At 35.0% G+C, this 25,637-nt stretch carries 28 protein-coding genes; 2 read left to right on the top strand and 26 right to left on the bottom strand.

The window, feature by feature from the left end:
* From MKY02_RS18420 to MKY02_RS18545, 26 genes are all read right to left on the bottom strand, one after another.
* On the bottom strand, positions 1-624 hold the full coding sequence (locus MKY02_RS18420; RefSeq protein ID WP_076065625.1) for an acetyltransferase: 624 nt from the start codon (positions 622-624) through the stop codon (positions 1-3).
* Entirely contained in the window at positions 617-1,693 is a 1,077-nt protein-coding gene (gene neuB, locus MKY02_RS18425; RefSeq protein ID WP_076065624.1) for an N-acetylneuraminate synthase, read from the bottom strand. The genes MKY02_RS18420 and neuB overlap by 8 nt, the downstream gene beginning before the upstream one ends.
* Positions 1,690-2,355 (bottom strand): PIG-L deacetylase family protein, encoded by a 666-nt coding sequence (locus MKY02_RS18430; protein ID WP_076065623.1) that lies wholly within the window; start codon positions 2,353-2,355, stop codon positions 1,690-1,692. Before MKY02_RS18430 ends, neuB begins: the two co-directional genes overlap by 4 nt.
* On the bottom strand, positions 2,352-2,939 hold the full coding sequence (locus MKY02_RS18435) for a formyltransferase family protein (protein WP_076065622.1): 588 nt from the start codon (positions 2,937-2,939) through the stop codon (positions 2,352-2,354). Before MKY02_RS18435 ends, MKY02_RS18430 begins: the two co-directional genes overlap by 4 nt.
* A 26-nt stretch (positions 2,940-2,965) precedes the next feature.
* Positions 2,966-3,679, bottom strand: coding sequence for a WbqC family protein (locus MKY02_RS18440; protein ID WP_076065621.1), 714 nt, complete (start codon positions 3,677-3,679; stop codon positions 2,966-2,968).
* Positions 3,676-4,866 (bottom strand): UDP-N-acetylglucosamine 2-epimerase, encoded by a 1,191-nt coding sequence (neuC, locus tag MKY02_RS18445; protein WP_076065620.1) that lies wholly within the window; start codon positions 4,864-4,866, stop codon positions 3,676-3,678. The genes MKY02_RS18440 and neuC overlap by 4 nt, the downstream gene beginning before the upstream one ends.
* Before the next feature lie 98 nt (positions 4,867-4,964).
* Complete coding sequence (locus tag MKY02_RS18450; protein WP_340711600.1) at positions 4,965-6,116, bottom strand: LegC family aminotransferase; 1,152 nt, start codon at positions 6,114-6,116, stop codon at positions 4,965-4,967.
* The gene (locus MKY02_RS18455; RefSeq protein ID WP_076065618.1) at positions 6,113-7,114 is read right to left on the bottom strand and encodes an NAD-dependent 4,6-dehydratase LegB; all 1,002 of its coding nucleotides are present in this window, start codon (positions 7,112-7,114) and stop codon (positions 6,113-6,115) included. The genes MKY02_RS18450 and MKY02_RS18455 overlap by 4 nt, the downstream gene beginning before the upstream one ends.
* A gap of 20 nt (positions 7,115-7,134) precedes the next feature.
* Positions 7,135-8,397 (bottom strand): motility associated factor glycosyltransferase family protein, encoded by a 1,263-nt coding sequence (locus tag MKY02_RS18460; RefSeq protein ID WP_076065617.1) that lies wholly within the window; start codon positions 8,395-8,397, stop codon positions 7,135-7,137.
* A complete protein-coding gene (locus tag MKY02_RS18465; RefSeq protein WP_076065616.1) occupies positions 8,397-8,744 on the bottom strand; it encodes a hypothetical protein in 348 nt (115 codons plus the stop codon). The genes MKY02_RS18460 and MKY02_RS18465 overlap by 1 nt, the downstream gene beginning before the upstream one ends.
* A gap of 2 nt (positions 8,745-8,746) precedes the next feature.
* On the bottom strand, positions 8,747-10,498 hold the full coding sequence (locus tag MKY02_RS18470) for a motility associated factor glycosyltransferase family protein (RefSeq protein WP_076065615.1): 1,752 nt from the start codon (positions 10,496-10,498) through the stop codon (positions 8,747-8,749).
* 148 nt (positions 10,499-10,646) lie between these two features.
* Positions 10,647-11,507, bottom strand: coding sequence for a flagellin N-terminal helical domain-containing protein (locus tag MKY02_RS18475; protein WP_076065614.1), 861 nt, complete (start codon positions 11,505-11,507; stop codon positions 10,647-10,649).
* 142 nt (positions 11,508-11,649) lie between these two features.
* Positions 11,650-11,874, bottom strand: coding sequence for a carbon storage regulator CsrA (gene csrA / locus MKY02_RS18480; RefSeq protein WP_076065613.1), 225 nt, complete (start codon positions 11,872-11,874; stop codon positions 11,650-11,652).
* A complete protein-coding gene (gene fliW, locus MKY02_RS18485) occupies positions 11,874-12,317 on the bottom strand; it encodes a flagellar assembly protein FliW (protein WP_076065612.1) in 444 nt (147 codons plus the stop codon). The genes csrA and fliW overlap by 1 nt, the downstream gene beginning before the upstream one ends.
* A gap of 2 nt (positions 12,318-12,319) precedes the next feature.
* Entirely contained in the window at positions 12,320-12,883 is a 564-nt protein-coding gene (locus MKY02_RS18490; protein WP_076065611.1) for a DUF6470 family protein, read from the bottom strand.
* 66 nt (positions 12,884-12,949) lie between these two features.
* Complete coding sequence (gene flgL, locus MKY02_RS18495) at positions 12,950-13,867, bottom strand: flagellar hook-associated protein FlgL (protein ID WP_076065610.1); 918 nt, start codon at positions 13,865-13,867, stop codon at positions 12,950-12,952.
* 12 nt (positions 13,868-13,879) lie between these two features.
* Positions 13,880-15,529: a flagellar hook-associated protein FlgK gene (gene flgK, locus MKY02_RS18500; RefSeq protein WP_076065609.1), complete on the bottom strand. Its 1,650-nt coding sequence runs from the start codon at positions 15,527-15,529 to the stop codon at positions 13,880-13,882.
* A gap of 22 nt (positions 15,530-15,551) precedes the next feature.
* Complete coding sequence (locus tag MKY02_RS18505) at positions 15,552-16,043, bottom strand: flagellar protein FlgN (protein WP_076065608.1); 492 nt, start codon at positions 16,041-16,043, stop codon at positions 15,552-15,554.
* Positions 16,044-16,061: 18 nt separating this feature from the next.
* Positions 16,062-16,325, bottom strand: a complete 264-nt coding sequence (flgM, locus tag MKY02_RS18510) for a flagellar biosynthesis anti-sigma factor FlgM (RefSeq protein ID WP_076065607.1) — start codon at positions 16,323-16,325, stop codon at positions 16,062-16,064.
* 391 nt (positions 16,326-16,716) lie between these two features.
* Positions 16,717-17,139, bottom strand: a complete 423-nt coding sequence (locus tag MKY02_RS18515; RefSeq protein WP_038179743.1) for a TIGR03826 family flagellar region protein — start codon at positions 17,137-17,139, stop codon at positions 16,717-16,719.
* A 127-nt stretch (positions 17,140-17,266) separates the two neighbouring features.
* Complete coding sequence (locus MKY02_RS18520) at positions 17,267-17,803, bottom strand: ComF family protein (protein ID WP_235175674.1); 537 nt, start codon at positions 17,801-17,803, stop codon at positions 17,267-17,269.
* 62 nt (positions 17,804-17,865) lie between these two features.
* Positions 17,866-19,305: a DEAD/DEAH box helicase gene (locus tag MKY02_RS18525; RefSeq protein WP_081730007.1), complete on the bottom strand. Its 1,440-nt coding sequence runs from the start codon at positions 19,303-19,305 to the stop codon at positions 17,866-17,868.
* A 134-nt stretch (positions 19,306-19,439) separates the two neighbouring features.
* Positions 19,440-20,282: a DegV family protein gene (locus tag MKY02_RS18530; protein ID WP_038179746.1), complete on the bottom strand. Its 843-nt coding sequence runs from the start codon at positions 20,280-20,282 to the stop codon at positions 19,440-19,442.
* A gap of 161 nt (positions 20,283-20,443) precedes the next feature.
* Positions 20,444-21,091, bottom strand: a complete 648-nt coding sequence (locus MKY02_RS18535) for a YybH family protein (RefSeq protein WP_051448564.1) — start codon at positions 21,089-21,091, stop codon at positions 20,444-20,446.
* A gap of 460 nt (positions 21,092-21,551) precedes the next feature.
* Positions 21,552-22,226: a response regulator gene (locus MKY02_RS18540; protein ID WP_038179748.1), complete on the bottom strand. Its 675-nt coding sequence runs from the start codon at positions 22,224-22,226 to the stop codon at positions 21,552-21,554.
* 26 nt (positions 22,227-22,252) lie between these two features.
* Entirely contained in the window at positions 22,253-23,407 is a 1,155-nt protein-coding gene (locus tag MKY02_RS18545; protein ID WP_038179749.1) for a sensor histidine kinase, read from the bottom strand.
* Between the two features lie 181 nt (positions 23,408-23,588).
* On the opposite strand from MKY02_RS18545, the gene MKY02_RS18550 reads away from it, so the two are divergent.
* Positions 23,589-24,224 carry a YigZ family protein gene (locus MKY02_RS18550; RefSeq protein WP_038179751.1) on the top strand — a complete coding sequence of 212 codons (636 nt, stop codon included), beginning with the start codon at positions 23,589-23,591 and terminating at the stop codon, positions 24,222-24,224.
* 137 nt (positions 24,225-24,361) lie between these two features.
* Entirely contained in the window at positions 24,362-25,459 is a 1,098-nt protein-coding gene (locus MKY02_RS18555) for an LCP family protein (protein WP_038179753.1), read from the top strand.
* The last annotated feature ends 178 nt before the right edge of the window (positions 25,460-25,637 follow it).

Here is a 25,637-nt window from a genome sequence, read left to right on the forward strand (position 1 = left end):
TTACACTTCCTTTGCAGGTACTCCAAAAACCTTTTTGTTTGTACCTATATTTGAAATAACAACAGCTCCTGCACCAATAAGAGCGTTTTTTCCAACTTCAATTGCTTGTATAATAGAACTCCCCGTACCAATATGAGAGCCCTCGCCTATATGAACGCTTCCTGAAAGAGTTGTACCTGGTGCAATATGAACATGAGCTCCAATTACACAATCATGTTCAATAATTACACCTGTATTAATAATCGTATTTTCCCCAATTCTGGCATGTGGCTGTATAATCGCTCCCGCCATTACTTGAGATCCTTCAGCTAAAATAGCTGTAGTAGATATGATTACATTCGGATGAACACATGTCACAAATGTGTATCGTAGTTTTTTCATTTTCTCAAAAAGACTTTGACGCAAAGTAGAAATTTGAACTGTTCCTAATCCTAATACAAGTTCTACTTTCTCAGGATTATAATTCTTAATTATCTCATCCGTTCCAAGATACTTTAATCCATATGAATTTACTTCTGCCTTTGGTGCTGTAAAACCAATTATATTTCGTTGCTGTAATAATAAGATTTCTGTTAAAACTGATGCATGTCCACCATTTCCTATTATTATTATCGACTTATTCATCGATTTGTTCATCCTCTTTATAAAATTTAGTAGACTTTTCCCCTATAATCGACCAATACTTTGATGGAGATATGCCATTACCAGGTCTTTTAACAGCGATATTAGATATTTTTAATATTTCTCCTTGTCTGATATCAGTACTTGCCACAAGACTTTTTCTAGCAGCTACTCTGTTTTTCATCTCAATTGGTGTTGGTTCTTTTAATCCTGTTCCTAAAGCACTCTCAATCTGACGGATACCTTCAATCATGGCGCTTAATTCCAAGGGCTCTAATGAAGCTACATGATCTGGTCCCGGTAAATTTCGGTCCAATGTAAAGTGCTTCTCTATGATAGTTGCCCCCATGCTAGTTGCAGCAATTGGAACTGAGATCCCTTGAGAGTGATCAGAAAATCCAATTGGCAAATTTAGCTCTTCTGCTAACTGATTCATAGCTTTTAGATTGATTGTTTCAAAAGGTGCTGGATATTCGGTTGTACAATGTAATACCGTTACAAATTTTTGTAAAATCTCTTTAGCCTCATTTGTTTTATAATAAGATTGAACGTTTTCAATAGAAACTTCCTCATATGGCTTAGCTAAGCCATATGCGACAAAGGATAAGGCTTCATGTATTTCTGCAATTGTAGCCATACCCGTTGAAATAATCATTTTCTTTTTCTTAGTCGCAATATAATGGATAAAAGGTGAATTAGTCAGCTCTCCAGATGGTATTTTAATAGTCTGCATTTGTAAATCTTCAATTAAAAAATCCACGCTATCATGGTCAAATGGCGTAGATAAAAATTCGATTCCTATTTCATCACAATAGCTTTTCAGTGCTGTGAATTCTTCATATGATAATTCCAATGATTTTAACATTTCATATTGAGAAGTAGCCTTACCTAAATTTTCCACTTGATAATCTGCTTGCATCGCTTCTTTTGTCACTAAATTCTCCGCACGAAATGTTTGAAATTTAACTGCATTTGCTCCAGCTTCTTTTGCAACATCGACAAGCTTTTTCGCCATCGAATAGGAACCATTATGATTGACTCCTGCTTCTGCGATGATATACGTATTTGTCATTCTATTCGCTCCTTCAGTAACATAAATGCTTCTGCCTCTTCATAACCGCTCGCTGCACCTCTTAAATATGCCAACGATTTGATAGCTTTCTCGCTTCTTGGGAAGGGAAATGCGCTAATCTCGGAAGCATAAATATTCATAATCTTAATTTTCTCTTCTAAAAACCCACCAATGTTAATGTAGACATTTGGTCTGAATCCATTAACATCTGGATCAATAGAAAAATCTGTTTCAGATAAAGTTTCATACGCAAGCACCCTCTCAACCGAAGGATAACGGAACCACTTCGTACAAGACATAGTAGCATCGAATACAACCTTATGGTCACTATGAATATCTCCAGGATAAGGTGTAAAAACTATTTGTGGCTTAACTTTTGAAAAAACTTGACTTATACGACCAACGATATCTCCCATTGGAATACAATCTAATTCCGCAGCTGGAAAATCCAATTGGAATACTTCTTTGAAATCATACATATTTGCCACAGTATCAATTTCTTTTTGACGTTTCTGCTTTCGTTCTTTTGTAAAAGAATCCCCCATACCGGTAACAATTAACCAATAAAGATCATGGTTTTCTTTTTTATATTTTAATAAAGTGCCACCACAGCCTAATGTTTCATCATCTGGATGGGGCGTGACTATTATTACTCTCTTCAAATATATTCCTCCTTAGTATTAACTAAATCTTTTAATGGAGTATACCAATCTATATTTCTGTTTAACTCTTGACAATATGTAGATTGATTATCAATTTGTATGATACCTTTCACATTATTTTCAACTTGCTTTATAGCAAATTGTAAGCCAACTGGTATTAACCCAATAAACTGATTCATTAAATCTTCAAGTGTCAATTCGTAATCTATGGGCCATTTATTTTGAAAAATAATATTACCTGTATCTACACCGCTATCCATGTAATGAATTGTAAATCCTATATATTCTTCTAAATTATTCACAGCCGCAATTACTGGAGATTTACCTCTATACAAAGGTAAAAGAGATTGATGTATATTAATACCACCAAATTTAGGCTTTTTTAATAGTTCTTCACTTAAAATTTTATTAAACATACAAGATACAATCAAATCATGATTCACATCAAATGAATATTCCCATTTTTGTTTATTACTGTAAACAAATGGGATATCATTTTTAACACAATAATCTTTAATTTCATTAGTATCGGAAACAACACATATTATTTCATGGGATAATTTTAGAGATTTCAGTACCTTCAATCCTAATCTCCACCTTACACAAGCGATTATTTTAACCATTGCTTTTCTTTCATATAATTATTTGCTTGCTCAGGCTGCTCTAGTAAAAAATCTAGCGCCATGCACCCCTCAATAAATTCGCCCCCATGTTTTTGCGAATAGTTAGGATGAGAAAAATTTTGATAAATGATATCTATGTTTTGTTCTTTAAATTGATGCTCCGATAAATATGTCTTTGCTCCATTTCCTGATAAATAAATGTTGCCATTAACTTTCTTTAAAATATCAATTAGTAAATCATTTTTAGTTCCATTAACCTCCAATTCTGAGGCAAAAATAATTTCAACATTAACTCCAAATAATTTAAGTGTTAACAACATTGAAGCGGTTATTAAATCACAAGCATTTCGGTAATCACCCTTTAAAAAGAAATTCTCTATTTCTTCTCCATAAATCTCCCAACCTGGGGATTTTGCATATCTATGTCTAAATGTTGCATAATGAGCTTGTAATAATTTGTTTTTATCCTCAGAGAAATCTAAATCACAAATCTTCAATAAATCTCTTTGGTGATTTTTAGAGAAAACTGGAATGGTAAGATACTTACTTCCATTTTTTGTTGAGTACAAGGCTCTATTTTGGAAAGAGCGTTTATTAAACTGGACATTATCCAACACAACATATATATCCGATTCCGATATTTTTTCCAACAAACCTAACCAAGGAAAATATTGTGGTTGGTGTATACTAACTATTGTCATAGATAATCTGGCACCCTTCTTAGTTCACTTTTTTCTTCCATATGGAGTCTTTTTATCATAAGACCCTCATTATATATATGTTGCTTAATGTGATGTACAATATTAATAGGATATTCTTTTTGATAAAACACATTAGAAAATTGACTTTGAGAAAATGTTTTAACTTGATTAATTGCATTAATAATTAGATTTACATCTGCTTTTACATCTATTACACTATCACCATGTAATCTTCCTGACTGTCTCACTCCCACGTTTATAGTAGGACATCTATGTAACGGTGCCTCATATAAACCACTAGATGAATTTCCTATAGTAAATATAGAATTTGATAATAGAGATTTATAATTATCACCACCAAGAGAATCAAAATAAAAATGATTTTCACGTTTCTTAATTTCTTCTAAAAGAAATACTTTCATTTCATAGCTATCTGGATCTGAATTAATTCCGGACCATATATACATATTTTTCTCATGAATTTTATCTAAAGCATTAAATAGGATTGGAAGTTCCTGTTTCCAATGCCCTTTATGTATTGTAGGAGGATGATAACAACAGTTTACTAGATTGAAATTACTAGGTATTACAATTGATTTTTCTTCTAAAAATTCGTAAATACTTTTACTACCTTCAACGTAATTATTTTCCATATTAGAATTACCTACTACCGCTATTCTCCATTCTTCTTCACCCATGGCAAGTAGCCTTTTTAAATAATCATTATGTGTAACGAATAATAAATGTGAGCATTTTGTTATAGCATCTCTTATTTGCGTATCTATACAATAACTAACGTCACATTCAGCTGGATATAAATGGCCTATAGCAATTCTATTTAAAACTAATGCATTGAGTATTGGTAATAATTCATATCTATCTCCCAGTAATAATACAAAGTCTGGCCTTTTTTTGGCATCACTTATTATTTCTGAATATTCCACAAACATTTCTGCTAAAAAATCATATTCAGAATTATTAGATTGAACTGGTATTTCAATTAAATATTTATTATCTATTTTATTTATTACTTCTTTATATGTCTCACCTAAATTACTAAAATAATGAGTACCAGTTACAATTACCTTTAGTTCAAAAGATTTTTCATTAATGAAACTTTTAATTATTGGAACCCATATAGTAAAATCGGCTCTAGAAGTAGTAATAATATGAATTTTTTTTTTCAATATTTTCCTCCTGTTTTATATACTGAATTGTAAACTCGTGTTTAGCTAGCAGCTCTCCCTAAATTTCTATAAAAGCTAAGATATTAAAGCTTTATTAATCAAATCTTCAATGGTGTACTTGGTATATTAATTACCTTTTTTTCTAGATCTTCTATTGTAGATAAATCAGCTCTTGGACATTCTATAAATGGTTTTAAATAGTGCATTGGTGTCCAAATAGGTCTACTCATTACACCATTATCATTTAAGAACTCCAACACTTCATCTCGCTCTAAAGTATCATCCAATATCAACGTTTGTAGCCAATAGTTACTTGTTGTGTTTTCTGGTTCTTTAAAAAGTGTTACACCTTCTAAAGGCGCTACTAGCTCTTCATAAAAACCTGTTAATGTACGCTTTTGTTCAATAAACTGAGGCATTTTTTCAAGCTGTGCGCAACCTAATGCAGCATTAATATTTGGTAAACGGTAATTATAACCGATTTCATCATGTTCGTACTCCCAACGATGTGGTACTTTTGCTGTTGTAGTAATATGTTTAGCATAGTTTGCAAGTTCATCATCGTCTGTCAAAATGGCACCACCCCCACCTGTTGTAATGATTTTATTACCATTAAAGCTAACCGCACTCACTTTCCCAAAACCACCAGTGTGCTTACCTTTATAGTAAGACCCTAATGATTCTGCTGCATCCTCAACTAATACTAAATGGTATTTTTCGCAAACTAATTGCAACTCTTCTAGTTCTACCGGATGACCAAATGTATGCATTGGCACGACTGCTCGAATGACACGACCTGTTTCCTTATTGAATAATTTATCATTTTTCACATCACCAATTGCTAAAATATGTGCTTCTAGTTTTTTTGGGTCGATACCTAACGTTTTTTCAGACACATCTACAAAATGTGGAACTGCTCCAATATAAGAAGTTGCATTCGCTGTTGCGATAAACGTCAATGCAGGCATGAAAACCTCTTCATTTGCTTGAACACCTGCAACCTTTAACGCAATATGCAATGCTGCTGTACCATTCATAACAGCAACAGCTCGTTTTACCCCTGTAAAATGAGCTAAGTCTTTCTCAAAACGAGTCACATAAGCACCTACGGAAGATACCCATCCTGTTTCAATACAATCTGTCACATACTCCAACTCTTTGCCATGGAAGGTTGGCTCATGTAATGGTACAAAATCCTTCTTATAATAGGATTTAATTTGTTTTGTAAATTCAAACCATTGTGTATTCATATATTATATACATCTGCCTTATATTGAGTTAAATTCTTAGGATTAGTAAACCATTCTATCGTTTCTTCTAAACCACGTCGGAAACCCTCTTTGTCACCATAATTTGGCTTCCAACCAATTAATTCTTTAGCTTTTTTATTCTCAGCCCACAAGCGATTAACTTCACTTTTTTCTGGGCGTAAACGCTGTTCGTCTGTTTCAATCGTTAGTTTGACACCCATAATATCCGCAATCATTTCAGCTGTTTCCCCAATCGATACTTCGTAATTAGAGCCCACATTAATGACTTCACCTAATGATTTTTCAGAATTCAAAACAGAAATAAAGCCGCTAACTGTATCCTTTACGTAGTTAAAGTCACGTGTTGGACTAATAGCGCCTAATTTAATCGTCGTTTTACCATTAGCTAATTGGCTAATAATTGTCGGGATTACTGCACGTGCTGATTGTCGAGGACCGTATGTATTAAACGGACGAATCACCGAAATTGGTGTATCAAATGAACGATAGAATGATAATGCCATTTGGTCTGCACCAATTTTAGAAGCAGAATAGGGAGACTGCCCTTGTAATGGATGGTTCTCGTCAATTGGGACATATTGAGCAGTGCCATATACTTCACTAGTAGACGTATGTACAACCTTTTCCACACCTAACTCACGAGCAGCTTGTACAATATTAAGCGTCCCATTTATATTTGTATCAATATATGTAGCTGGTGAATGGTAAGAGTAAGGAATGGCAATAAGTGAGGCTAAATGTAGTACATGCGTACAACCCTTCACCGCTTCTTTTACCCCAAATGGATCTCTAATATCTCCAGAGAAAATATCCAATGACTCTTTTATTTCTTTAGTAGATTGATCCAACCATCCCCATGAATTAAATGAATTATAATAAACAAATGCTCTTACATCGTGCCCTTGTCTTACAAGTTCTTCTGTTAAATGTGAGCCGATGAAACCATCTGCTCCGGTTACTAGGATTTTTTTAGTCATAACTATTACACCTTTTCAAATTATTTATCTGATACTATACCCTCTGTAATCTTTTTATAATTAACAATTGGAGTAGCTACCAATTGCTTTTCCATATCATTCGTATTTATATAAGGGATACCTGCTATTTTAGCACCATCCCATGCCGTATTAAATATCTGCATAGATGTATTCGTCGCTTTTCGTTCGAACCAACGGCGGAAAACATTAAAATTACTGTATGTATTAATATATTCTCCGTTATTTGAAGGGACTGTTTGAAACTTCACACTGGTTTCGAATGTTTTAGAAGATGGAGATAAATTTGCATGGGTTTTATTATTCTTAAAGCCTAAATCTTGACCTAATAAATAAACTCTTTTAAAACCCATAAATTCTAATAATGATAGGCCTGTAGTCGCAACTGAACCACCTGTTTCTAATAATGGAATAGCATTGGATGCTGCAAATGCTTCAGACAAAGGATAACCTTCTTGAAACAAGATGACTTTTTTACCTTTATAAATTTTCACCACTCTGTGATTTGCCGTAGCTAAATAAAATAGTAAACCATCATACCCCACATGTTCTAATTGCTCTTGCACTAAGTTTGTTGGATCTGTAATGATAACTGCATCTGGCACAATACCTTCATTCAATAATGGCTTTAACGCCGATCCGACAGCTAAAACATAGCAAAAGCTCCTTATTTTCGTCAATGACTTGGCAGTTTGATTGAGAGATGGACCTGCTGATACTAATATAGCCTCTCCACTTTGAGCAAACCCTTCAAATTCTTGCATTAATAGATGAGAATTCAATAAATTAGCTAAGAAATTTTCATTCATAATTCCACTAACATTTTGAAAGGACATTTGTCTTATCTTAATTTCCTCTAAAGATGCAAACAATGGGTGTTCTGGACCTATTGCCTTTAGCCACTGCAATGGAATAACAAGCTGCGTTTCTTTCAATGTGAAATCCAATAAATAGACTTTATCACTAATAATGTGAATACGTTTATCTTCTAAAATATGAGCAGCACCATACTCTTTACATAGCTCTATTTCTTTCTTATCCACAAGAACAACATAAATAGTAGCAGTTGGATTACTATTTAGAACAGCCTCTACATGATAGCCAAGACCTAGCCCGAATAAAGTGTATTGCTTAAATTGTGTTGTTATTTCCTTCATAATGAATTTTTCTACTTCTTGCTTCGGTCGGTATTTACTGTAAAGGTAGAAACCATTCAATTGTAGGGTATATGAGCCATCTTTGGCATGTTCTACAACCCATTGCATTAATTTTTCAATACTTCTATTGATGCTGCTGCCTCAAAGAAAGGTGAAATTTCGTACTCAAACATATCTGCTACTAATACATAATCCTGCATTTCAAGACCTGCATTGATTTCCTGTAAAAACTCTTGAACCTTTTCAATCTGTACATCTACTTTTACATTATTTACTTTGAAAAGTTCACTTGCCTCTAATAGCCATGACATTCCTTCAGAAAAATCTAAAATCATTTTCAAAGCGATAGCTATTTGATCACTTCTTAAATTTTCAGCAATATCTTGACTACCTTTAGCTACCCTTGGTAAATATTTATTAAAGCTTTGGATTGTATCCATTAAAATTTCTGTCATTATTATTCCCCACTTTTTATTATTTTTTCATTGTCAATTCTTTTAATTATATTTTCCGTATATATTCTTGATTTTTTTGTTGCTTCTAAAAGTTTGGAGTAGAGGGTCTTTGTTTGATTATATACTCTAGTATACTTTTCAGCAGGAGTTTCTTTCTCTTTCTCTAAGTAACTTTTTAAAACCTCTAATGTGATTGGGGCTACGATGAAATCCATTTGTACCTTTGGATATAGCACAGCAATTTCTTTATCAACTTTATCAAGGCTTTTTAGTGTTTGATTACTAAAAGTTGTATTAGAATTATTGTTTTCCAATGCCGTTAAGCCTTTTAATAATTGCCTCTTTATTTGGTCGTAATCTTCTAATTCATATTCTAGTATTCCCTTTAAATTTTCCCATTCATCTTGAGAGACTATGTAGGATATATTTTCAATACATTTCTCTTTATTTGGAAATTCTCCTTGAATATATTCTTCACAAAATTCATTAAATGTTTTTTGTTCAAAGCCATTCAAACGAACTCCCCCCTCTGTACAATTGAAAACAGCATTTGTAGGAGGAGAATTTTCAATCATTTGTTCAAATGTTATTTTCATAGAATTGAAGACCGAGTTGGTCCAAACATCCTCACCATCAAAGCCTTCTACTGTGAACATACTATCGCTAGCTTTCCATCCTTCTTCAATACTCTCAACCTGTTTGTTATTGGCAGCATGTGTTTGATTATTCGTATATGCTAAATCTTGGCCTATTAATGCAATAGGACCACTAGACATATATTGTGCAAGGCTATAAGCATACTGTGCAACACTACCTCCACCGAAAATTACAGGCAAATTAAGGCCTATTTTTTCGGTCAAATAACGTTGAATAGCCCAATCTGAGCTAGAAGTAAAGGCATATCCTCTATTGTTAAATTCCCCTCTAATTTCCGGATGATTAAATACCGAATATAATAGCTGCGATCCATCTAATTCTAAACCTTTAAAATGGTTAAAATTTTTCTCTGTAGCATCAATAGAAACTACATAGTCAGGTACTATTCCAGAGGGGAGTATAGAATTAATCGTAGATCCTGCTACAATAATAATTACTTTACTTTGAATTTCCTTTAATAATGGCAACTGTTTCGAAAGCGATGGACCACCAGAGGCAATAATAACTGGACAGGAATATAATTGTTCTAATCTTAATAGGTTCCTATCTTCAAAAAGGGAAATTAAATTTGCACTGAAGTTTTTCTGCCATATTTCAGAATACAATAAAAGGGTATTTTCATTGATTATGTTTGATCTCTGTATATTTTGAACTTTTTTTAAAACCCGTAAATATATTTCCGGAAATATTTTTTCATAATTTTGTGAACAGATAATTTTAATATTTTTTTGAACACCTAGCTCTTTAATATTATTTACTATGTATTCTAATTTTTTTATAGAATTACTATTATATAGAAGTTTATCTACTCCATTTGCTTTATGTCTAGCTTGTACCTCTAAAAGTGAATCATCGAATAATGGATCAATGACTACTAACGGCTCATCAAATTTAAATTGCTCTTTTAAGCTATCTACTATATAACCTAAACCATAACCAAATAAAATATGTATATGATGTGGTTCATACTGTTTTTCTGCAAATTTCTGGGCCTCAATTATAGGATTGTATTTACTATGTAAAAGATAACCATCTATTTTTAAAACACTATGCCCTGTTTTTGCTTTTAATTCTTCTAGTTTATATATTCGCCCCATATTTCCCACCTCATCAATCATATCGTCAATTTTTTACTAATTTTAAGTTATAATTTTACCACATGCAATTTTTATACTTTTTCGAATAAGTAAAAAATCCCGTTCTCTGTATAAAGAGAACGGGATTTTAACTTCAAAGGTTAAACAATTATTGTAATAATTGAAGAACGCCTTGTGGTTGTTGGTTAGCTTGAGCTAACATTGATTGTGCAGCTTGAGTTAAGATATTATTCTTTGTGAATTCCATCATTTCTTTCGCCATGTCTGTATCACGGATACGAGATTCAGCTGCAGATAAGTTTTCAGAAGTTGCACCTAAGTTGTTAATAGTATGTTCTAAACGGTTTTGAACAGCACCTAGTGCAGAACGTTGTTTAGAAACGTTTGTTAAAGCAGATTCAATAGTAGTAATGGCTTTATCAGCACCTGATTGTGTAGAAATATCTACCGTTTCAACTTTAAGTGCTGAAGCTCCCATGTTTCCAATACTTAATTCAATATTTTGACCAGAATTGGCGCCAATATGGAATACTTTCCCTTGGCCAGGAATTGCAGATGCTGCAGATGTTGCAGGTGTTCCTGGTGTACCAAATGTACCATTTAATAATTTTTGAGTATTAAATTCAGTATCAGTTGAGATACGTGTAATTTCTTCTTGTAATGCAGCTACTTCTTGTTGTAATGCAGCACGGTCACCAGATACGTTTGTATCGTTTGCAGATTGTACTGATAATTCACGCATACGTTGTAGGATAGCATGAGTTTCGTTAAGAGCACCCTCAGCAGTTTGGATTAAAGAGATAGAATCTTGAGCATTTTTAGTTGCCATGTCAAGTCCGCGGATTTGTCCACGCATTTTTTCAGAGATAGCAAGACCAGCAGCGTCGTCTCCTGCGCGGTTGATTTTGTAACCTGAAGATAATTTCTCTAGGTTTTTAGACGATTGTGCATTGTTGAAACCTAAGTTACGGTGTGTGTTTAAAGCTGAAATATTGTGTTGAATTCTCATTGTGAGATTCCTCCTTGAAATTGTTTTTTAGTTCCACATCCATGTGGATTTTGTTTGACAGGTAGTTCGTTTCCACTTACCTTCTGCCTTACACTACTTATATCGTTCCTTAACAGAAATGTTTAATAGTTTTTTTGAGTTTTTAAAAATTTTTTTTTGAAAGTTTATCTATTAATGATTGTGATACATTCATTGCTTCTTTATTTTGCTCTTGAATAGCTTGATAAACTTCTGATCGGTGTACTTTTACAGATTTTGGTGCAATTACACCTAGTTTGACCTGATCACCATCTACTGATAGTACCTTCAACTCAACTTGGTCGCCAATCATAATAGATTCACCTGTTTTACGTGTAAGGACTAGCATTATTTCGCACTTCCTTCCAGTTCGCCAATTGGATAGCGTAGCGCGTATTTCTCGTTGTCATTGAGGACAATTTGTTTTCCTAGTTTCTCCTTGATGTTAATAAGGACTGGTGCTAATAGATTTAATGTTGAATCCTCAAATGGATCTTTTAATGTCACAATCGAGTATGTAATAATATCAGTTTCTGACTTAACTTGTATTGCTTTTTTATCTGATTTTGATATATCAAATGCATAATCTTTTTTAAATAAGAAGGGGAAAGCAACCACGAATCCAACTTCAACTTGTTGGATTGATTGTAATATAACGAACGGCGATTCTTTTTCTAATGGTAATAAGACAAATTTTGTAGAGTTCTCAAATCCAGGAATTCCCTCTTCAAATGTAAGTACACTTTCTTCTTCAATTTCAACAGAACCTAAAAATTTTGTTTCGATTTTCATCTTTATTCTCCTTTAATAACTGTAGTTTCTACTGATGGGTATTGTTGCATAGTGCCAGTTACATCACCTGGTGTGTAATCATGAACTACTTTGCCTATCTGGACATCTATTTTTGGGTCCTGACGAGTAATGTTGATATTAAGGTGATCAGGAACGTATTTAATCTTCACAGATCCTACAGATGGTTTCCATGTGATTCCGATGTCCTTAGCTGGGGGATTTGCCATATTTTTAGCAATAGCAGGTATAACACTACCCTTTCCTTTACCAATATTCATCATTTGACGCCCTTGGCTCGCTCTTCTACCAATACCTTCTAAACCTTTTTGTCTGCCATCACTTGCAAATTTTTCAATAGATTCACGATTTGTATATAATCCTAAGTCTCGATATGCGCGAGATGAATCAACGAGCAATTTAGCTGGTTCTGAATTTATTTCTAAAATAGCTGCAGGCTGTTCAATATGTTGTTGCGCTCGTGGTTGCCTAATAATTTGATTAGAATCAATAATGTTAAGCCCTACTTTAGCATCTGTTGTACGAATTTGAATTTGATCAAGTTTCATAGTAATATCACTCCTTTGAAAAAGGCTCCCGCTCTAAATAGCGAGAGCCTTTTGGCTAAGTATTAATTATAAGAAATCTACTAAAGTTGGCTGAATGATACGACCACCTACTGATAATGATGCGCGGTGAATAGACTCTTCTGTTATTAATTGTGTAATAGCTTTTTCATAATCCACATCTTCATTTTTAGATATTTGTTTTGTAACATTTAATTCTTGTGCAGAAAGGCGGTCTGTCATCATGTCTACACGGTTCTGTTTTGCACCAACTTGAGCAAGGGATTCCAATATTGAATTTTGGCCCTTACTAATATCACCTAATAAGTTCCCTATAGCTGTACCAGATGTAGTACCAGCATTAAGTGCATCTGTGTCGTTTAATGCAACTTGAACGTCTTGCATTAATTTATCAATATTTGCAAAAAGTTCTTTACCGTTTATATTCACTCCCAATTTCACACCGTTATACACTTCAATATCAACGGACTCATTATTCCCATTAAGAGTTGGAAGTGGATCGGTTGCACCAGCATTCGCAGATGCATCTGAAAATAACGGCTCTAAAGTTTTTGTACCACTAAAGATATATTTTTCTCCACTTTGTGTGTTCGCTACATCACGGATTTGTTGACGTATTTGATCAATTTCAGTTTTAATCTTTTGACGATCCTCATCCGTATGTGTATCAGTGGCAGCTTGAGTTACTAGCTCTTGTACACGTTTTAAAGCTTCACCCACTTGACTAAGTGATTCATCTGTCGAATCCAACCAGCTGTTAACTTCATTCATATTACGAGTAAATTGAGATACTTTTGATAAGTCTGTTCTATAACCCATTCCTTTAATGGCTGCTACTGGATCATCAGATGGTCGTGTAAGCTTAGAACCAGAAGAAATTTGTTGTTGTAATTTGCCCATCTTATTATAACTGTTACTCAAATTACGTAACATATTGCTTGACATCATTGATTGTGTTATACGCATTTAATTAGCCTCCTATATCCCTACACGGCCCATACCGTTAATTATTTTATCTAATGTTTCGTCTACTACTGTTACCATACGTGCCGAAGCATTGTACGCTTGTTGGAACATGATCATATTTGTCATTTCTTCATCCAAAGATACTGAACTTACTGAAGCACGACGATTGCTAATGCTTAGTTGATTTGTTGCTGAACTAACTGTCGAATTCTCTGCTTCTCTAGCACTTACTCCTATTTTACCTATAAGGCCCTGGTAGAATGATTGAGTTGTAGCACCCTCTAAGTCATCTAAATCTTTTGTGAAGGTCAACGTAACTTTTGTTCCATTACCTAAGTCAATTTCTTTACCATTTGATAAAGAAGTTGTTTGCAAATTTGATAAAATAATAGCTAATTTACCGTTCCCCTCTTCACCAGGTGCAGTAGATGCAGCAATTTGTGATGGATCTGTGATTTTAACTGTTACTTTACCTTCAGCATCAATTGCAAAGAAGTCTTCACCTTTTGTATTGCTATTCAATTGATATCCTTCTTTATGAATCTGATTAAATGCACTTACAAACGCTTTAGCGAGTTTACTTATGTCTTGTAAAGTGCTTGGATATTCACCTTTTGGTACAGTATTTGTACCATCTTGATAGCCATATGAATGGGCAAGAGAAATCATCTTCCCGCCAGCACTTTTCAACTGAGCTACATCAATTGCTTTTGCACCAAATTGATTTGGCTGTAAATTTTTTGCATCTTTAACATTAACTAAATCTGAAACACCAAAACCAGTAAATGCTTGGAATTCCGTTAAATCGTCTGTTAATGCACTAGCACCACCGATTATGTTACCATCGGCATCTACTTTTTTTCCTTGAGCTTGTAATTGTGCAACTTTATTTCCTTCAACAAGTGTTGCATCCGTACCTTTCAATTTTATAACTACTGATCCTTCAGCAATTCCTAAAGCGTTGCCGCCTGATTTTGTATAACTAATTTCAATAGGAACATATTCTGATAGCTGATCAATTAAATTATCACGTGCATCATACAAGTCATTAGGTAAGTATCCGTTCGGTTCAACTTTTTGGATTTGCTCATTTATTTCAGCTATTTGACGTAATATTGAATTAATTGCATCCGTTTCAACGCGTAATTCATTTTTTAAATTTCCTTGAACTTCTTTTAGTTGCGAATTTATGTAATTAAATGAATCTGCTAAATGTGCTGCACGCTCTAGGGCAACCTTTCGAGCGGATGCATTTTCGGATCCTGTACTAATGTCTTGCATAGACTTGTAAAAGTCATTAAATGCTTGTTTTAAACCATATTCAGAAGGCTCATTTAAAACATCTTCCATTTGACCCATGGCTTCTGTTTTTGCAGCCCAATAACCTAATTTAGTCGTCTCTTGTCTAAACTGTCTATCAACAAATTGATCGCGAATACGTTGAATCGATCCAGCTTCTACCCCAGTACCAATATGACCTTGAGTCATTGGGGCGTTAAGACCCGCACCAGGATAACCAAGTGTTGCTTGCATATTAACGCGTTGGCGCGAGTAGCCAATTGTATTAGCATTCGAGATATTGTGACCTGTTGTGTATAGGCCACTTTGTTGTGTGTATAGGCCTCGTTTACTTGTTTCTAATCCCATAAATGTGGAGCGCATTTAAATTTCCTCCTCTAATTTTTTATGCTTGTGAGTCAAAATTTGTTTTTAAGCTGCTGCCACGAACTTGGGTTTGTGAGTAGTTGATTTGGTCTGGTTGCGGGCGCAGCATATCAAGTGTCATATTGACAAATTGTAGTGATTGGAAAATCATTTTTTGGTTTAGGTCGTTTTGGTGCTTGAGAGTTTCGATGACGAGTAACATTTTTTTGCGGGCTTCGTCTAATTTAAGTTGTTCCATTGGCTTTTCAGCTACTTCCATTACTTGAGCGACAGTTGCATGTTCAGCAGAGGCAATTCCTTTTGCCTTAAGGTAATCCGTTACCGCTTGCTGACGCTGTTGCTCGAGCTGTGTGATGGCAGCTACATGCGATTGCTCGTCCTTGAGCAATTGATCGAGTCCGTCCATGTCTCCTGTTGTAATGAACTCTGTTTTTTTATACGCAAGTTCTAACAGACTTCTATGCATTTTTTCTAATTTATCCAAAATGGATAAAATCATTTCAATGGACATTTCTCATACTCCTTTTACTTATGGGCGATAGTATTTCAATAAATCTGAAGCGACTTGTTTTGCGTCTACTTTATAATTGCCCTCTTGAATTTGTGCTTTTAAAGCTTGTACGCGTTCAGCTCTTTCATCTGCATAGCTGACAATTCCTTGAAGATCTTTTGCAGCTGATGAAATCTCTAACTGATCTGCCTTATTAGCTACCGATTTATTAGCAAATTCAGATTTTACAGGCTGGTTTTTATATGGGTTTACAGCGTTCACGCCATAGTTGTTAATTTTCATATAGAATGGCCTCCTCTCAATCGTTCCTTTTATATATTCATTATTTCGGTTGGTTTATATCGATGTTAAGTATTTTGTAATAAAAGCGCAAGACATCCTAATCCGTTTTTTAATTGCTAGTGCTATATGCCTTATTTGTGAGAGGGTAGTTGACGGGAGTTTTCGGTGGTGTTTGTTTGGAGTTTGGGGTTGGTCGCTCTGGGTTTGGCGCTACTCGCTTCTGCTTTTGCGCTACTCGCTCCCACTTTGGCGCTACTCACTCTCGCTTTGGCGCTACTCGCTCCTGGTTTGGCGCTTCTCGCTCGGATTTTAGCACTTTTCCCACTACTCATAAGCTCCTTAACTCAAAAACAAAAAATCCCCACATACTAAGTATGCGAAGATTTATATTTTATTGCTTTTTCTTATTCACGTCGGCATAGTATGTTGCTCGGTCTGAGTCTTCTACGCTTGTTCTAAATTCGCGTGCTGCTTCGAATTTATTGAGTTCGGATTTTAGTTCGGTTTGGCATTTAATGCAGAGCTTGCCTTTCGTCGTTAGAGCTCCGCAGCTGTCACAAGGATAACCTAGGTTTGGGAACATAGCTGGTTGCAAGCGACCTTTCCTTACCCATTTATGTAGTAATTCCTCTTCTACACCTGTAGCTTCGACAATTTGCTCGATTGTCGCTGATCGATTATCGCGTTTGCGTAAGAAACGGTATACAGCCTCGTATATTTTCTCTTCATCTTGCGCACATTTTCCGCAAACTTCTCTAATGCCAGTATAGTTATAAAAGTCCCCACATTTTGGACAACTTCGCAATTCACCCATGTTCTTACCCCCTGGAATTTAAATTCTTCTACTTAATATACTAGTTATATTGTCGGTAAAATCAACCTAAAATTTATAAAACACAGGGAGATTGTACAGAATCGTACGATTTTTTGTATCTTTTTAACTAACCCTGAATTAGGGTGAACGCTTTTACGGAAGATGCTCCAGCCTCAGTGAGTATAGCTTTGGCATGTTTTAAAGTGGTTCCAGTTGTTACTATATCATCTATTAAAATATGTGATCGTTTTTCAATTATAATATTCGGCTTTAATTGAAATAGCTGAGCGCTTTGTTCACGTTCCACTTTTGATTTAGATGATTGGGATTCAATTGAAATTTTCTCGAGTAAATGTGTATAGGGTATGCCTGCCGCTTTCAGCAATTCATCAATATGGGCAAATGTGCGTAATATTATTTTTTCTGGATGCATCGGAATTGGCACAATAACAGCGTCAGTGTTTTTTAGTGCTTTGGTAATTTCAGATCTAAATACATCTTTTAACACAATATCTTTTAAAAATTTGTATTGATGTAGGAAGTCTTTCATTGCTTCATTATAATGAAATAATGCTTGGATATCTGGAGACTTTTGTTCCCCTGGCTTAACAAACTCAAATTTGCTATGGCAAGTAGGACAAATGACTGCTTGCTGTTCATACATAATCAGTTGCTTCCAAGTTAATTGTCTTTTTAAAGGCCTTGAACATAGATAACAATTCATATTCATATTGTTGTTAGCTCCGTTTTATTGAGACGTTTTATTTCTTTTGTTGCTCGGTCCATTTCAACAGAGATACCGTGGTGAAAGAAGACAAGGTCGCCTGTAGGACAGTCGTAAGAGCGTCCAACTCTTCCTCCTATTTGAATGAGTGCACTTGAAGTGAAGATACCACTTTCTGCTCCTACTACCGCCACTTGTACGTTAGGTATTGTGATACCTCGCTCTAAAATGGTTGTTGTTAATAGTCCCCTCACTTTTTTTGCACGGAGTTCTAACACTTTTTCTTTTCGATTTGGATCTTCTGCATGAACAGCTTGAATGCTTGGTTCCAATTGCTGAAATAACGGGATTGCCTTTTCCATTAGAGCGATAGTTGGAAAGAAAATGAGAAAAGGTTTATTCTCTTGGAGCTGTTTCTTTGTCCATTGAGTAAGTTTTTTTGGTAACCTAGTTGATTCAATCTGTTTTGTGTATCGCCACAATGATTCATAACGTGGTACTGGAAGTGGATGCCCGTGATATCTTCGAGGAATAAATGAATAGCCGCCTTGCAGTTTTTGTATTTGATTGATTAGTTTTTCAGATGGCGTTGCTGTAACGTACAAAATGGGTGCGTCACTTTTTTTAGCTTTAATAACCGCATGTTGTAAAGTTTCATCATGCGTGTATGGGAATGCATCGGCTTCATCGACAAAGATCGTATCAAAAGCATCCTCAAAACGGTAAAGCTGGTGTGTCGTCGCAATAATAATCGGGGCGTAATTCTTGTCGACATCTGCGCCACCGTAGAGTGCTTGTGTTTTTGTCTTTGGAAAAACATGTTGAATACGAGGTGCGAGCTCTAATACGACATCCGTTCGAGGAGTTGCGACTGCAATTCGTTTTCCATTCTTTAAGCATTCGTAAATAGCCGGGAATAAAATCTCAGTCTTTCCAGCACCACAAACTGCATGGATTAGATGAACTCGGTTTGCATTTATACTTTCAATAAGTTCTTTCGAAGCCTTTTGCTGATAGGGAGTGAAGGTGCCTGTCCATGAGAATAAGTGATTAGGTGATTTTCTAGTTGTTGGTCCAATCCATTTTATGAGATCCGAGCAACTACTGACACGCCCCATGCTGATGCAATGTCTACAATAGATACAAGTTTGCTCACAAGCCGCACAATAATAGGTTACAAATAGATTTGGATTATTGTTAGCACATCGATTACATGTATAGTTCATACGCTTAAATCGAGAATTCATTTTGGAGTTTTTCTGCACACCAGGGAGAGTGGCGATGTAGCCAAATTGGATGTGTTGGGTGATTAGTTCATCTGAGAAGGGAGAATGTTCACGTAGCCAAATGCGTCCTGTTAGGAAATCACGCAGTGACGGGTTTTCTAAGGTGCCTATATAGCGGTTAGTTTTGCTTGGTTGCTTGTATAGTCGTTTACGCAAATATTGCCTCCTTACTAGGGGTTAGAGTTGGATTTATTTTACAATCTTTTATATGTGTTTGCAAATAACAATTTTAGAGTTCCAAATCCACAAAAAAACCACCCTACATTTTGTAAGGAGGTTCGTCGTTTACTTTATTTTTTTACCCAACCTAGCCCCATTGAGCCTTCACCAAGGTGAGTTCCAATAACGGGTCCAAAATAGCTTAGTTTGACGTTAACATTTGGGAATCTATCTTGCAAAGTTGCCATCCATTCTTTCGCTTCATCTTCACAGTTGCCGTGTATTACTACTGCATCAAGTTGATCGTATTTCGCTGCGTCTTCACCGAGCATGTCCTCTACTCGTTTAAGGGCACGCTTACGTGTACGAATTTTTTCGAAAGGTACGATGACTTTGTTTTCAAAATGTAGTATTGGCTTAACTTGTAAAAGTCCACCGATTAAAGCTTGTGCTGCTGATAATCGACCGCCTCTTTGTAAATGCGCGAGATCGTCTACCATGAAATAAGCGCGCATTGTTTTACGCATTTCTTCAAGAGCTTCTAAAATTTCTTTTGCAGATGCGCCGTCTTTGGCCATTTCGCCTGCTTTCAATACATAGAAGCCTTGGACAGCACAAGAGATTTCACTGTCGAATCCATAGACATCAATGCCTTGGACCATTTCTCCGGCTTGTAAAGCGCCTAGATATGTACCGCTAATACCACTTGATAAGTGTATAGCCACAATTTCATCATATTCTTTTGAAAGCTCGTCAAATAATGTCACAAAAGTACCAATTGGTGGTTGTGACGTTTTTGGAAGTTCGTTATCATTTCGTACTTTATCATAAAAATTAGAAGTTGTTATGTTTACTTCTTCTTCAAATGTTTCATGTTTGATTACAACACTTAATGGAACCATGCGAATATTATATTGTTCACGCTCGGCTTGCGTTAAGTAAGCTGTACTGTCTGTTACGATGGCAGTTGTCATTAATCGTTCACACTCCTACATCAATAGTATATTAATATCGTAAGAATGTGAAATAATAAATAATGCATTTACAAAAAATGTTACTCTTCGCTATATTTCGTTTTTATTTACGAAAAAAATAGTAAAGCAGCTACCTGTCTATTAAGTAGCTGCTCCTTTTCTTATTCCATTTTTTCACCAATAGCAGCTACGCGTGTTACTAGCCATTTGCCATCTTCTTTAACAAAGACAGTGTTTGTTCTAGCTGCCTGTTTAAACGGTTCGCCATTATCTAATTCTACTTCAACAGTAATTTGAGCTAAAAGTTGCGCTTCTTTTTCATTATATTGAACTACATTTACGTCTTTTGCAGTATGTTTTATATCGAAATTTTCGAAGTTTAGTTTTTGATATTCCACATCTTCTTCCATATCGAAGCCTGTAGGATTTTTAGAAAGCGTTTTGCTATAGCGCTCTATGTCTTCTGCATTTAAAGCAGCAATGTATTCATCAAATGCTTGACGGAGTGCTTTTTCCTCTTCAGCAGGAACATTTGTCGCTGCTTTTGTTTTGCCATCTACCATTTCAAATCCTATTGCTTGATCGTCTTCGCTTGTTTCTTCTGATACTGCAGATTTTTCTGATTTAGTTACGTCATTTTTTTCATCTTCAGTTTTATCTTTAATACTATGGTCAACCGCATTAGATGTTGTTGCGTTCTCACCATCATTGACTGAACCAGTATTCTCTTTTGTTGTGCTGTCATCATTGCCACATGCCACTAACAATAAGGCACATACTGGGACAAGCAACCATTTTTTTATATTCAATTCCAAAACCTCCCGCGGATATTGTAGCATATTTGTAGATTACCTAAAAATTAATAGCTTTATGCAAAGTTCCAACTTATAGCTTAATCTTTTTTATCGATTAATACACCATTTCTTTTTATTAATTATTTACAAATAGATGACGTTTGTAGCACGTTGAAAGTTGCAGAAAAACACACAACCCCGCTTCTCGACAAAGAGAAGCAGGGTTGTGCTTGGTACCATCAAATACAAAATGATAGAATGCGTGCAAATAAATTTGCAGTGCTAATCGCAGACTATAAGAATGCAGAAAGTGACCAATACTATTCAAGTTTTAAATGCAGGCTCTGACATTGTGCCATGTTCAAAGTTGAACTGCACTTTTAATAATAGGCTAATTCATAATTGAGCACAAGTAATGCGGCGGAATCTTTACTTACGTCAATTAGCTTGTCATTATCTTGATTTTGTTAAACAATTAGCGTACTTCAACCCAGCCGTTTTTAATTGCTGTAACTACAGCTTGTGTACGGTCATTTACGTTCATTTTTTGTAAAATACTTGATACGTGGTTTTTAACTGTTTTTTCTGAGATGTATAAAGTTTCACCAATTGCACGGTTACTTTGACCATCAGTTAACAATTGTAATACTTCACATTCACGTTTAGTTAGTAAATGGAATGGACGACGAATTTCAGTTTGATGGAATGAACCTTTGTTTTCGCGTTCGCTTAAGCGACGGTACTCAGCTACTAGGTTTTTAGTTACTTTCGGATGTAAGTAAGAACCACCAGAAGCTACGATCTTGATAGCTTCAACAATTTCGTCAGCATCCATTTCTTTTAACATATAACCAAGAGCGCCTGATTTTAATGCATGTGATACATAAGATTCATCATCATGGATAGAAAGCATGATAACTTTTGCATCTGCGTATTTCTCTAAAAGTTCAGCTGTTGCTTCAACACCATTTTTTTGAGGCATATTAATATCCATTAATACAACATCTGGATTATACTCTTCATAAAGTTGGATAACATCTTTACCGTCATCGCCTTCTGCTACTACGTCGAATGTATCTTCAAAATCTAAAATGCGTTTTACACCTTCACGGAATAATTGGTGATCATCTACTATTATTATTTTTGTCATATAAAATCCTCCTATTTAATACTACTTTAATTCTTTTGTTCATGATTTAGTGGAATTTTGAATATTATTCGAGTTCCATTATTAATTTCAGAAATCATTTCCATTTCTCCACTAAGTAATTCTACGCGCTCGCGCATACCAATTAAACCGAATGAATTCTTTTTCACAATATTAGTATCGAATCCTACACCATTATCCTTTATAGTTACATTGGCATATTCTTCCAACCATTCGAATTTAACCCATACTTCAAGTGCTTTGCCATGTTTTATAGCGTTATTTACGCATTCTTGTACAAGTCTAAAAATGGCTACCTCATAATTTGTACCCATTCTTCTTTGCTCACCCATTGACTGAAAATGGATTGCAGTACCTTTATTATACTCTTCAACTGAAGAAAGATATTTCTTTAGTGTTGGAATTATACCTAGATCATCTAAAGCCATTGGACGTAAATCGTAAATAATGCGTCTTACTTCATGTAATGCATCGCGCACCATATCTTTTAATTGTAGTATTTCTTGTAATGCTTTTTCTACCCCTCGTTCTTGGTATGTGCGATTGATTAAATCTGTGCGAAGTAATACATTGGCTAACATCTGTGCAGGTCCATCGTGAATCTCTCGAGAAATACGTTTTCGTTCATCTTCTGTTGCTTCGATGATCTTAATCGTAAAGTCTTCTTTCATCTTTGCATTTTCGAGTGCTGGACCGACATGCTTCAAATCAAAGGTCAAATAATTCAATACGACATTTACTTGGTTTACGAGGTGATTTGCTTTTTCAATCGTATCAAGTAAATTGCGCATCCTTCTTTCAAGGTCATCTCTTTTCTCACGTAGCTGTTTTTCTTCAGCTTGGACAACAGAATGACGTATTTGAAGTTGATTTGCTTGATTGTATGCTTTGTGGATTTCTGCTTCAGAATAAGTTTGGAAATTTTTTGATACTTCCGCTAATCTTCCTCTAGCAAATTTCGTTTTGGTCTCTAAAATGTCATTTTCAGTAATTACATCGGCGATTTTTTCACGAACTTCTTCCAGTTCGATTTTCATTTCTTCAAATGTCCGTCTACTCTGTTCACTGATCGTAAAAATATCACTTTTAGATTCGTCTATTGTTTTTACCATTCGATTAAAAATTAAATCTAATGATTTTATATCAATTTTATCTCCCAACATACCAAACCCCTTACAATTTGTGCTACATTTAGAAGAAATAATGAGCATATATTATAATTCTATATATACACCTATTTTCCTGTATCACAAAGTTAATTATAGCATTTTTATGATTTTTTTTTATTAAAATTTCGTGTCAACTAGATGTCAAAAATAAATTGATTTATTTAAGGAGTTTACCATGAGAGATAACTATTATACACTAAAAAGCTTTGGAACAGATGAAATAATCATCTCAAAATCGAGATTTATAGCGCATTGCGGGAGAGCAGAGACTGAAGAAGAGGCCATTACTTTTATAAATAAGATAAAAAAAGAGCATCATTCCGCAACACATAATTGTTCGGCTTATCTAATTGGCGAACATGATCAAATTCAAAAAGCAAATGATGATGGTGAACCTAGTGGTACGGCCGGAGTACCTATGCTTGAAGTTTTGAAAAAACAACAGTTGAAAGATACTGTCGTTGTAGTAACTCGTTACTTTGGAGGCATTAAATTGGGAGCTGGTGGTTTGGTCCGTGCTTACGGTAAATCTACTACCGTTGGAATTGAAGCTGCAACTGTGGTTGAACGTCGCCTTCATAGTTTGATGAAAGTTTCCGTTAGCTATACATGGTTAGGAAAAGTAGAAAATGCTATTCGCAATTCTTCTTATATATTAGATAATATTGAGTATACTGATGATGTGGATTTTTATACCTTTGTACCAAAGGAAGAAGTAGATGACTTTACGAATTGGATGATTGAAATGACTAATGGACAATGTAAAACAAATTGCGAAAAGCAAGAATTTTTAGAATTCGACATGCGGTAATATAAATTTAATTTTACTGTTACAAATCTGCATAGTATAATATAATTCGCTATACATTTACATTTGAAACTTTTTGGATAAGCCATACGTCCAATATTTATATATAGCATTTATTCCTAATTTAGAGGAGATCATGTATGACTAATTTAAGAATGGGCCAAAGAAAAAAGAAGCCCTCAAAGAAAAAACTGATATTACGCACTTCTTTAATTCTGATTGCCCTTATGGTTGTCTCAACTGGCACCTACGCATATTGGTTAACCAAAAAAGCAGAAGAAGCGGCAAATAATGCATATGACAAAGACAATACACGTGTAAAGTCGGATTTACGTGAATCGGCCGTAAAGCCAATGACAGATAATGTCTCTATTCTATTTGTCGGCATCGACGATAGTGAAAAACGCGGTCAAGGTTCAGAACATTCCCGTTCCGATGCATTACTACTAGCAACGTTAAATAATAAATCGAAATCGGTAAAGTTATTAAGCATTCCTCGTGACTCATATGTTTATATTCCTAATGTAGACAAGAAAGATAAAATTACGCACGCACATCTTGGAGGCACAAACGCAACAATTGACACTGTAGAGAATTTATTAAACGTACCGGTTGACTATTATTACCGCTTAAATTTCGATGCATTTATCGAAATCGTTGATGCTCTTGGTGGTGTTGAAGTAGATGTTCCATATGAACTTCATGAACTTGATGAAAATGATAAGCGTACAGTAAACCTAAAACCTGGTTTACAAACGGTAAATGGTCGTGAAGCCTTAGCGCTTGCAAGAACACGTAAACAAGATAGCGATATTCAACGTGGTGAACGCCAACAAATGATTTTAGCTGCCATACTGAAAAAAGCATCTTCCGTTACATCATTTACTAAATACGATAACATTCTTGAAGCTGTTGGTAACAACATGAAAACAAATATGACTTTTAATGAAATGAAATCATTCTTTGAATACATTAAAGGTGGTATGCCAAACGTAGAATCATTGTCCCTTAAAGGTAGTGATGATACTTCTACTGGTATTTACTACTACCAATTAGACGAGCCTGCATTAGTAGAAACGCAAAATATCTTACGTGCTCAACTTGGGCTAATAGATAACAACCTAGCTGATAATTCAGGTGAAGCAGATAATGCAGCAGACACAAATAATACTGAAGGCTCTGGATATAATTCAGATTACAAATCGAACTACCAATCAGACAACAACAATAATCAATAATCACAAAAATCCCTTAGTCGTCTTCGGCTAAGGGATTTTATTATGTTCATCAAGGAGTTTAGAATATAGTTTATTAAGTCAATAATTTAGTGTTACCTCCCCCTAACATCTCTGACCTATATGTACTTTAATGTGAGCATTAATACAGTTGATAACAATGACATTAAAGCTACTAGCT

This window comes from Viridibacillus sp. FSL R5-0888 (assembly GCF_038009105.1).
In the GTDB taxonomy this organism is placed as follows: Bacteria; Bacillota; Bacilli; order Bacillales_A; family Planococcaceae; genus Viridibacillus; species Viridibacillus arenosi.

Bases quoted from the DNA above. Each gene is read 5' to 3' on its own strand.
- MKY02_RS18420 (WP_076065625.1), bottom strand. From the start codon at position 624: ATGAATAAGTCGATAATAATAATAGGAAATGGTGGACATGCATCAGTT.
- neuB (WP_076065624.1), bottom strand. From the start codon at position 1,693: ATGACAAATACGTATATCATCGCAGAAGCAGGAGTCAATCATAATGGT.
- MKY02_RS18440 (WP_076065621.1), bottom strand. From the start codon at position 3,679: ATGACAATAGTTAGTATACACCAACCACAATATTTTCCTTGGTTAGGT.
- MKY02_RS18450 (WP_340711600.1), bottom strand. From the start codon at position 6,116: ATGAATACACAATGGTTTGAATTTACAAAACAAATTAAATCCTATTAT.
- MKY02_RS18455 (WP_076065618.1), bottom strand. From the start codon at position 7,114: ATGACTAAAAAAATCCTAGTAACCGGAGCAGATGGTTTCATCGGCTCA.
- MKY02_RS18460 (WP_076065617.1), bottom strand. From the start codon at position 8,397: ATGCAATGGGTTGTAGAACATGCCAAAGATGGCTCATATACCCTACAA.
- MKY02_RS18465 (WP_076065616.1), bottom strand. From the start codon at position 8,744: ATGACAGAAATTTTAATGGATACAATCCAAAGCTTTAATAAATATTTA.
- MKY02_RS18470 (WP_076065615.1), bottom strand. From the start codon at position 10,498: ATGGGGCGAATATATAAACTAGAAGAATTAAAAGCAAAAACAGGGCAT.
- MKY02_RS18475 (WP_076065614.1), bottom strand. From the start codon at position 11,507: ATGAGAATTCAACACAATATTTCAGCTTTAAACACACACCGTAACTTA.
- csrA (WP_076065613.1), bottom strand. From the start codon at position 11,874: ATGCTAGTCCTTACACGTAAAACAGGTGAATCTATTATGATTGGCGAC.
- fliW (WP_076065612.1), bottom strand. From the start codon at position 12,317: ATGAAAATCGAAACAAAATTTTTAGGTTCTGTTGAAATTGAAGAAGAA.
- MKY02_RS18490 (WP_076065611.1), bottom strand. From the start codon at position 12,883: ATGAAACTTGATCAAATTCAAATTCGTACAACAGATGCTAAAGTAGGG.
- flgL (WP_076065610.1), bottom strand. From the start codon at position 13,867: ATGCGTATAACACAATCAATGATGTCAAGCAATATGTTACGTAATTTG.
- flgK (WP_076065609.1), bottom strand. From the start codon at position 15,529: ATGCGCTCCACATTTATGGGATTAGAAACAAGTAAACGAGGCCTATAC.
- MKY02_RS18505 (WP_076065608.1), bottom strand. From the start codon at position 16,043: ATGTCCATTGAAATGATTTTATCCATTTTGGATAAATTAGAAAAAATG.
- flgM (WP_076065607.1), bottom strand. From the start codon at position 16,325: ATGAAAATTAACAACTATGGCGTGAACGCTGTAAACCCATATAAAAAC.
- MKY02_RS18515 (WP_038179743.1), bottom strand. From the start codon at position 17,139: ATGGGTGAATTGCGAAGTTGTCCAAAATGTGGGGACTTTTATAACTAT.
- MKY02_RS18520 (WP_235175674.1), bottom strand. From the start codon at position 17,803: ATGTATGAACAGCAAGCAGTCATTTGTCCTACTTGCCATAGCAAATTT.
- MKY02_RS18530 (WP_038179746.1), bottom strand. From the start codon at position 20,282: ATGACAACTGCCATCGTAACAGACAGTACAGCTTACTTAACGCAAGCC.
- MKY02_RS18540 (WP_038179748.1), bottom strand. From the start codon at position 22,226: ATGACAAAAATAATAATAGTAGATGATCACCAATTATTCCGTGAAGGT.
- MKY02_RS18545 (WP_038179749.1), bottom strand. From the start codon at position 23,407: ATGTTGGGAGATAAAATTGATATAAAATCATTAGATTTAATTTTTAAT.
- MKY02_RS18550 (WP_038179751.1), top strand. From the start codon at position 23,589: ATGAGAGATAACTATTATACACTAAAAAGCTTTGGAACAGATGAAATA.
- MKY02_RS18555 (WP_038179753.1), top strand. From the start codon at position 24,362: ATGACTAATTTAAGAATGGGCCAAAGAAAAAAGAAGCCCTCAAAGAAA.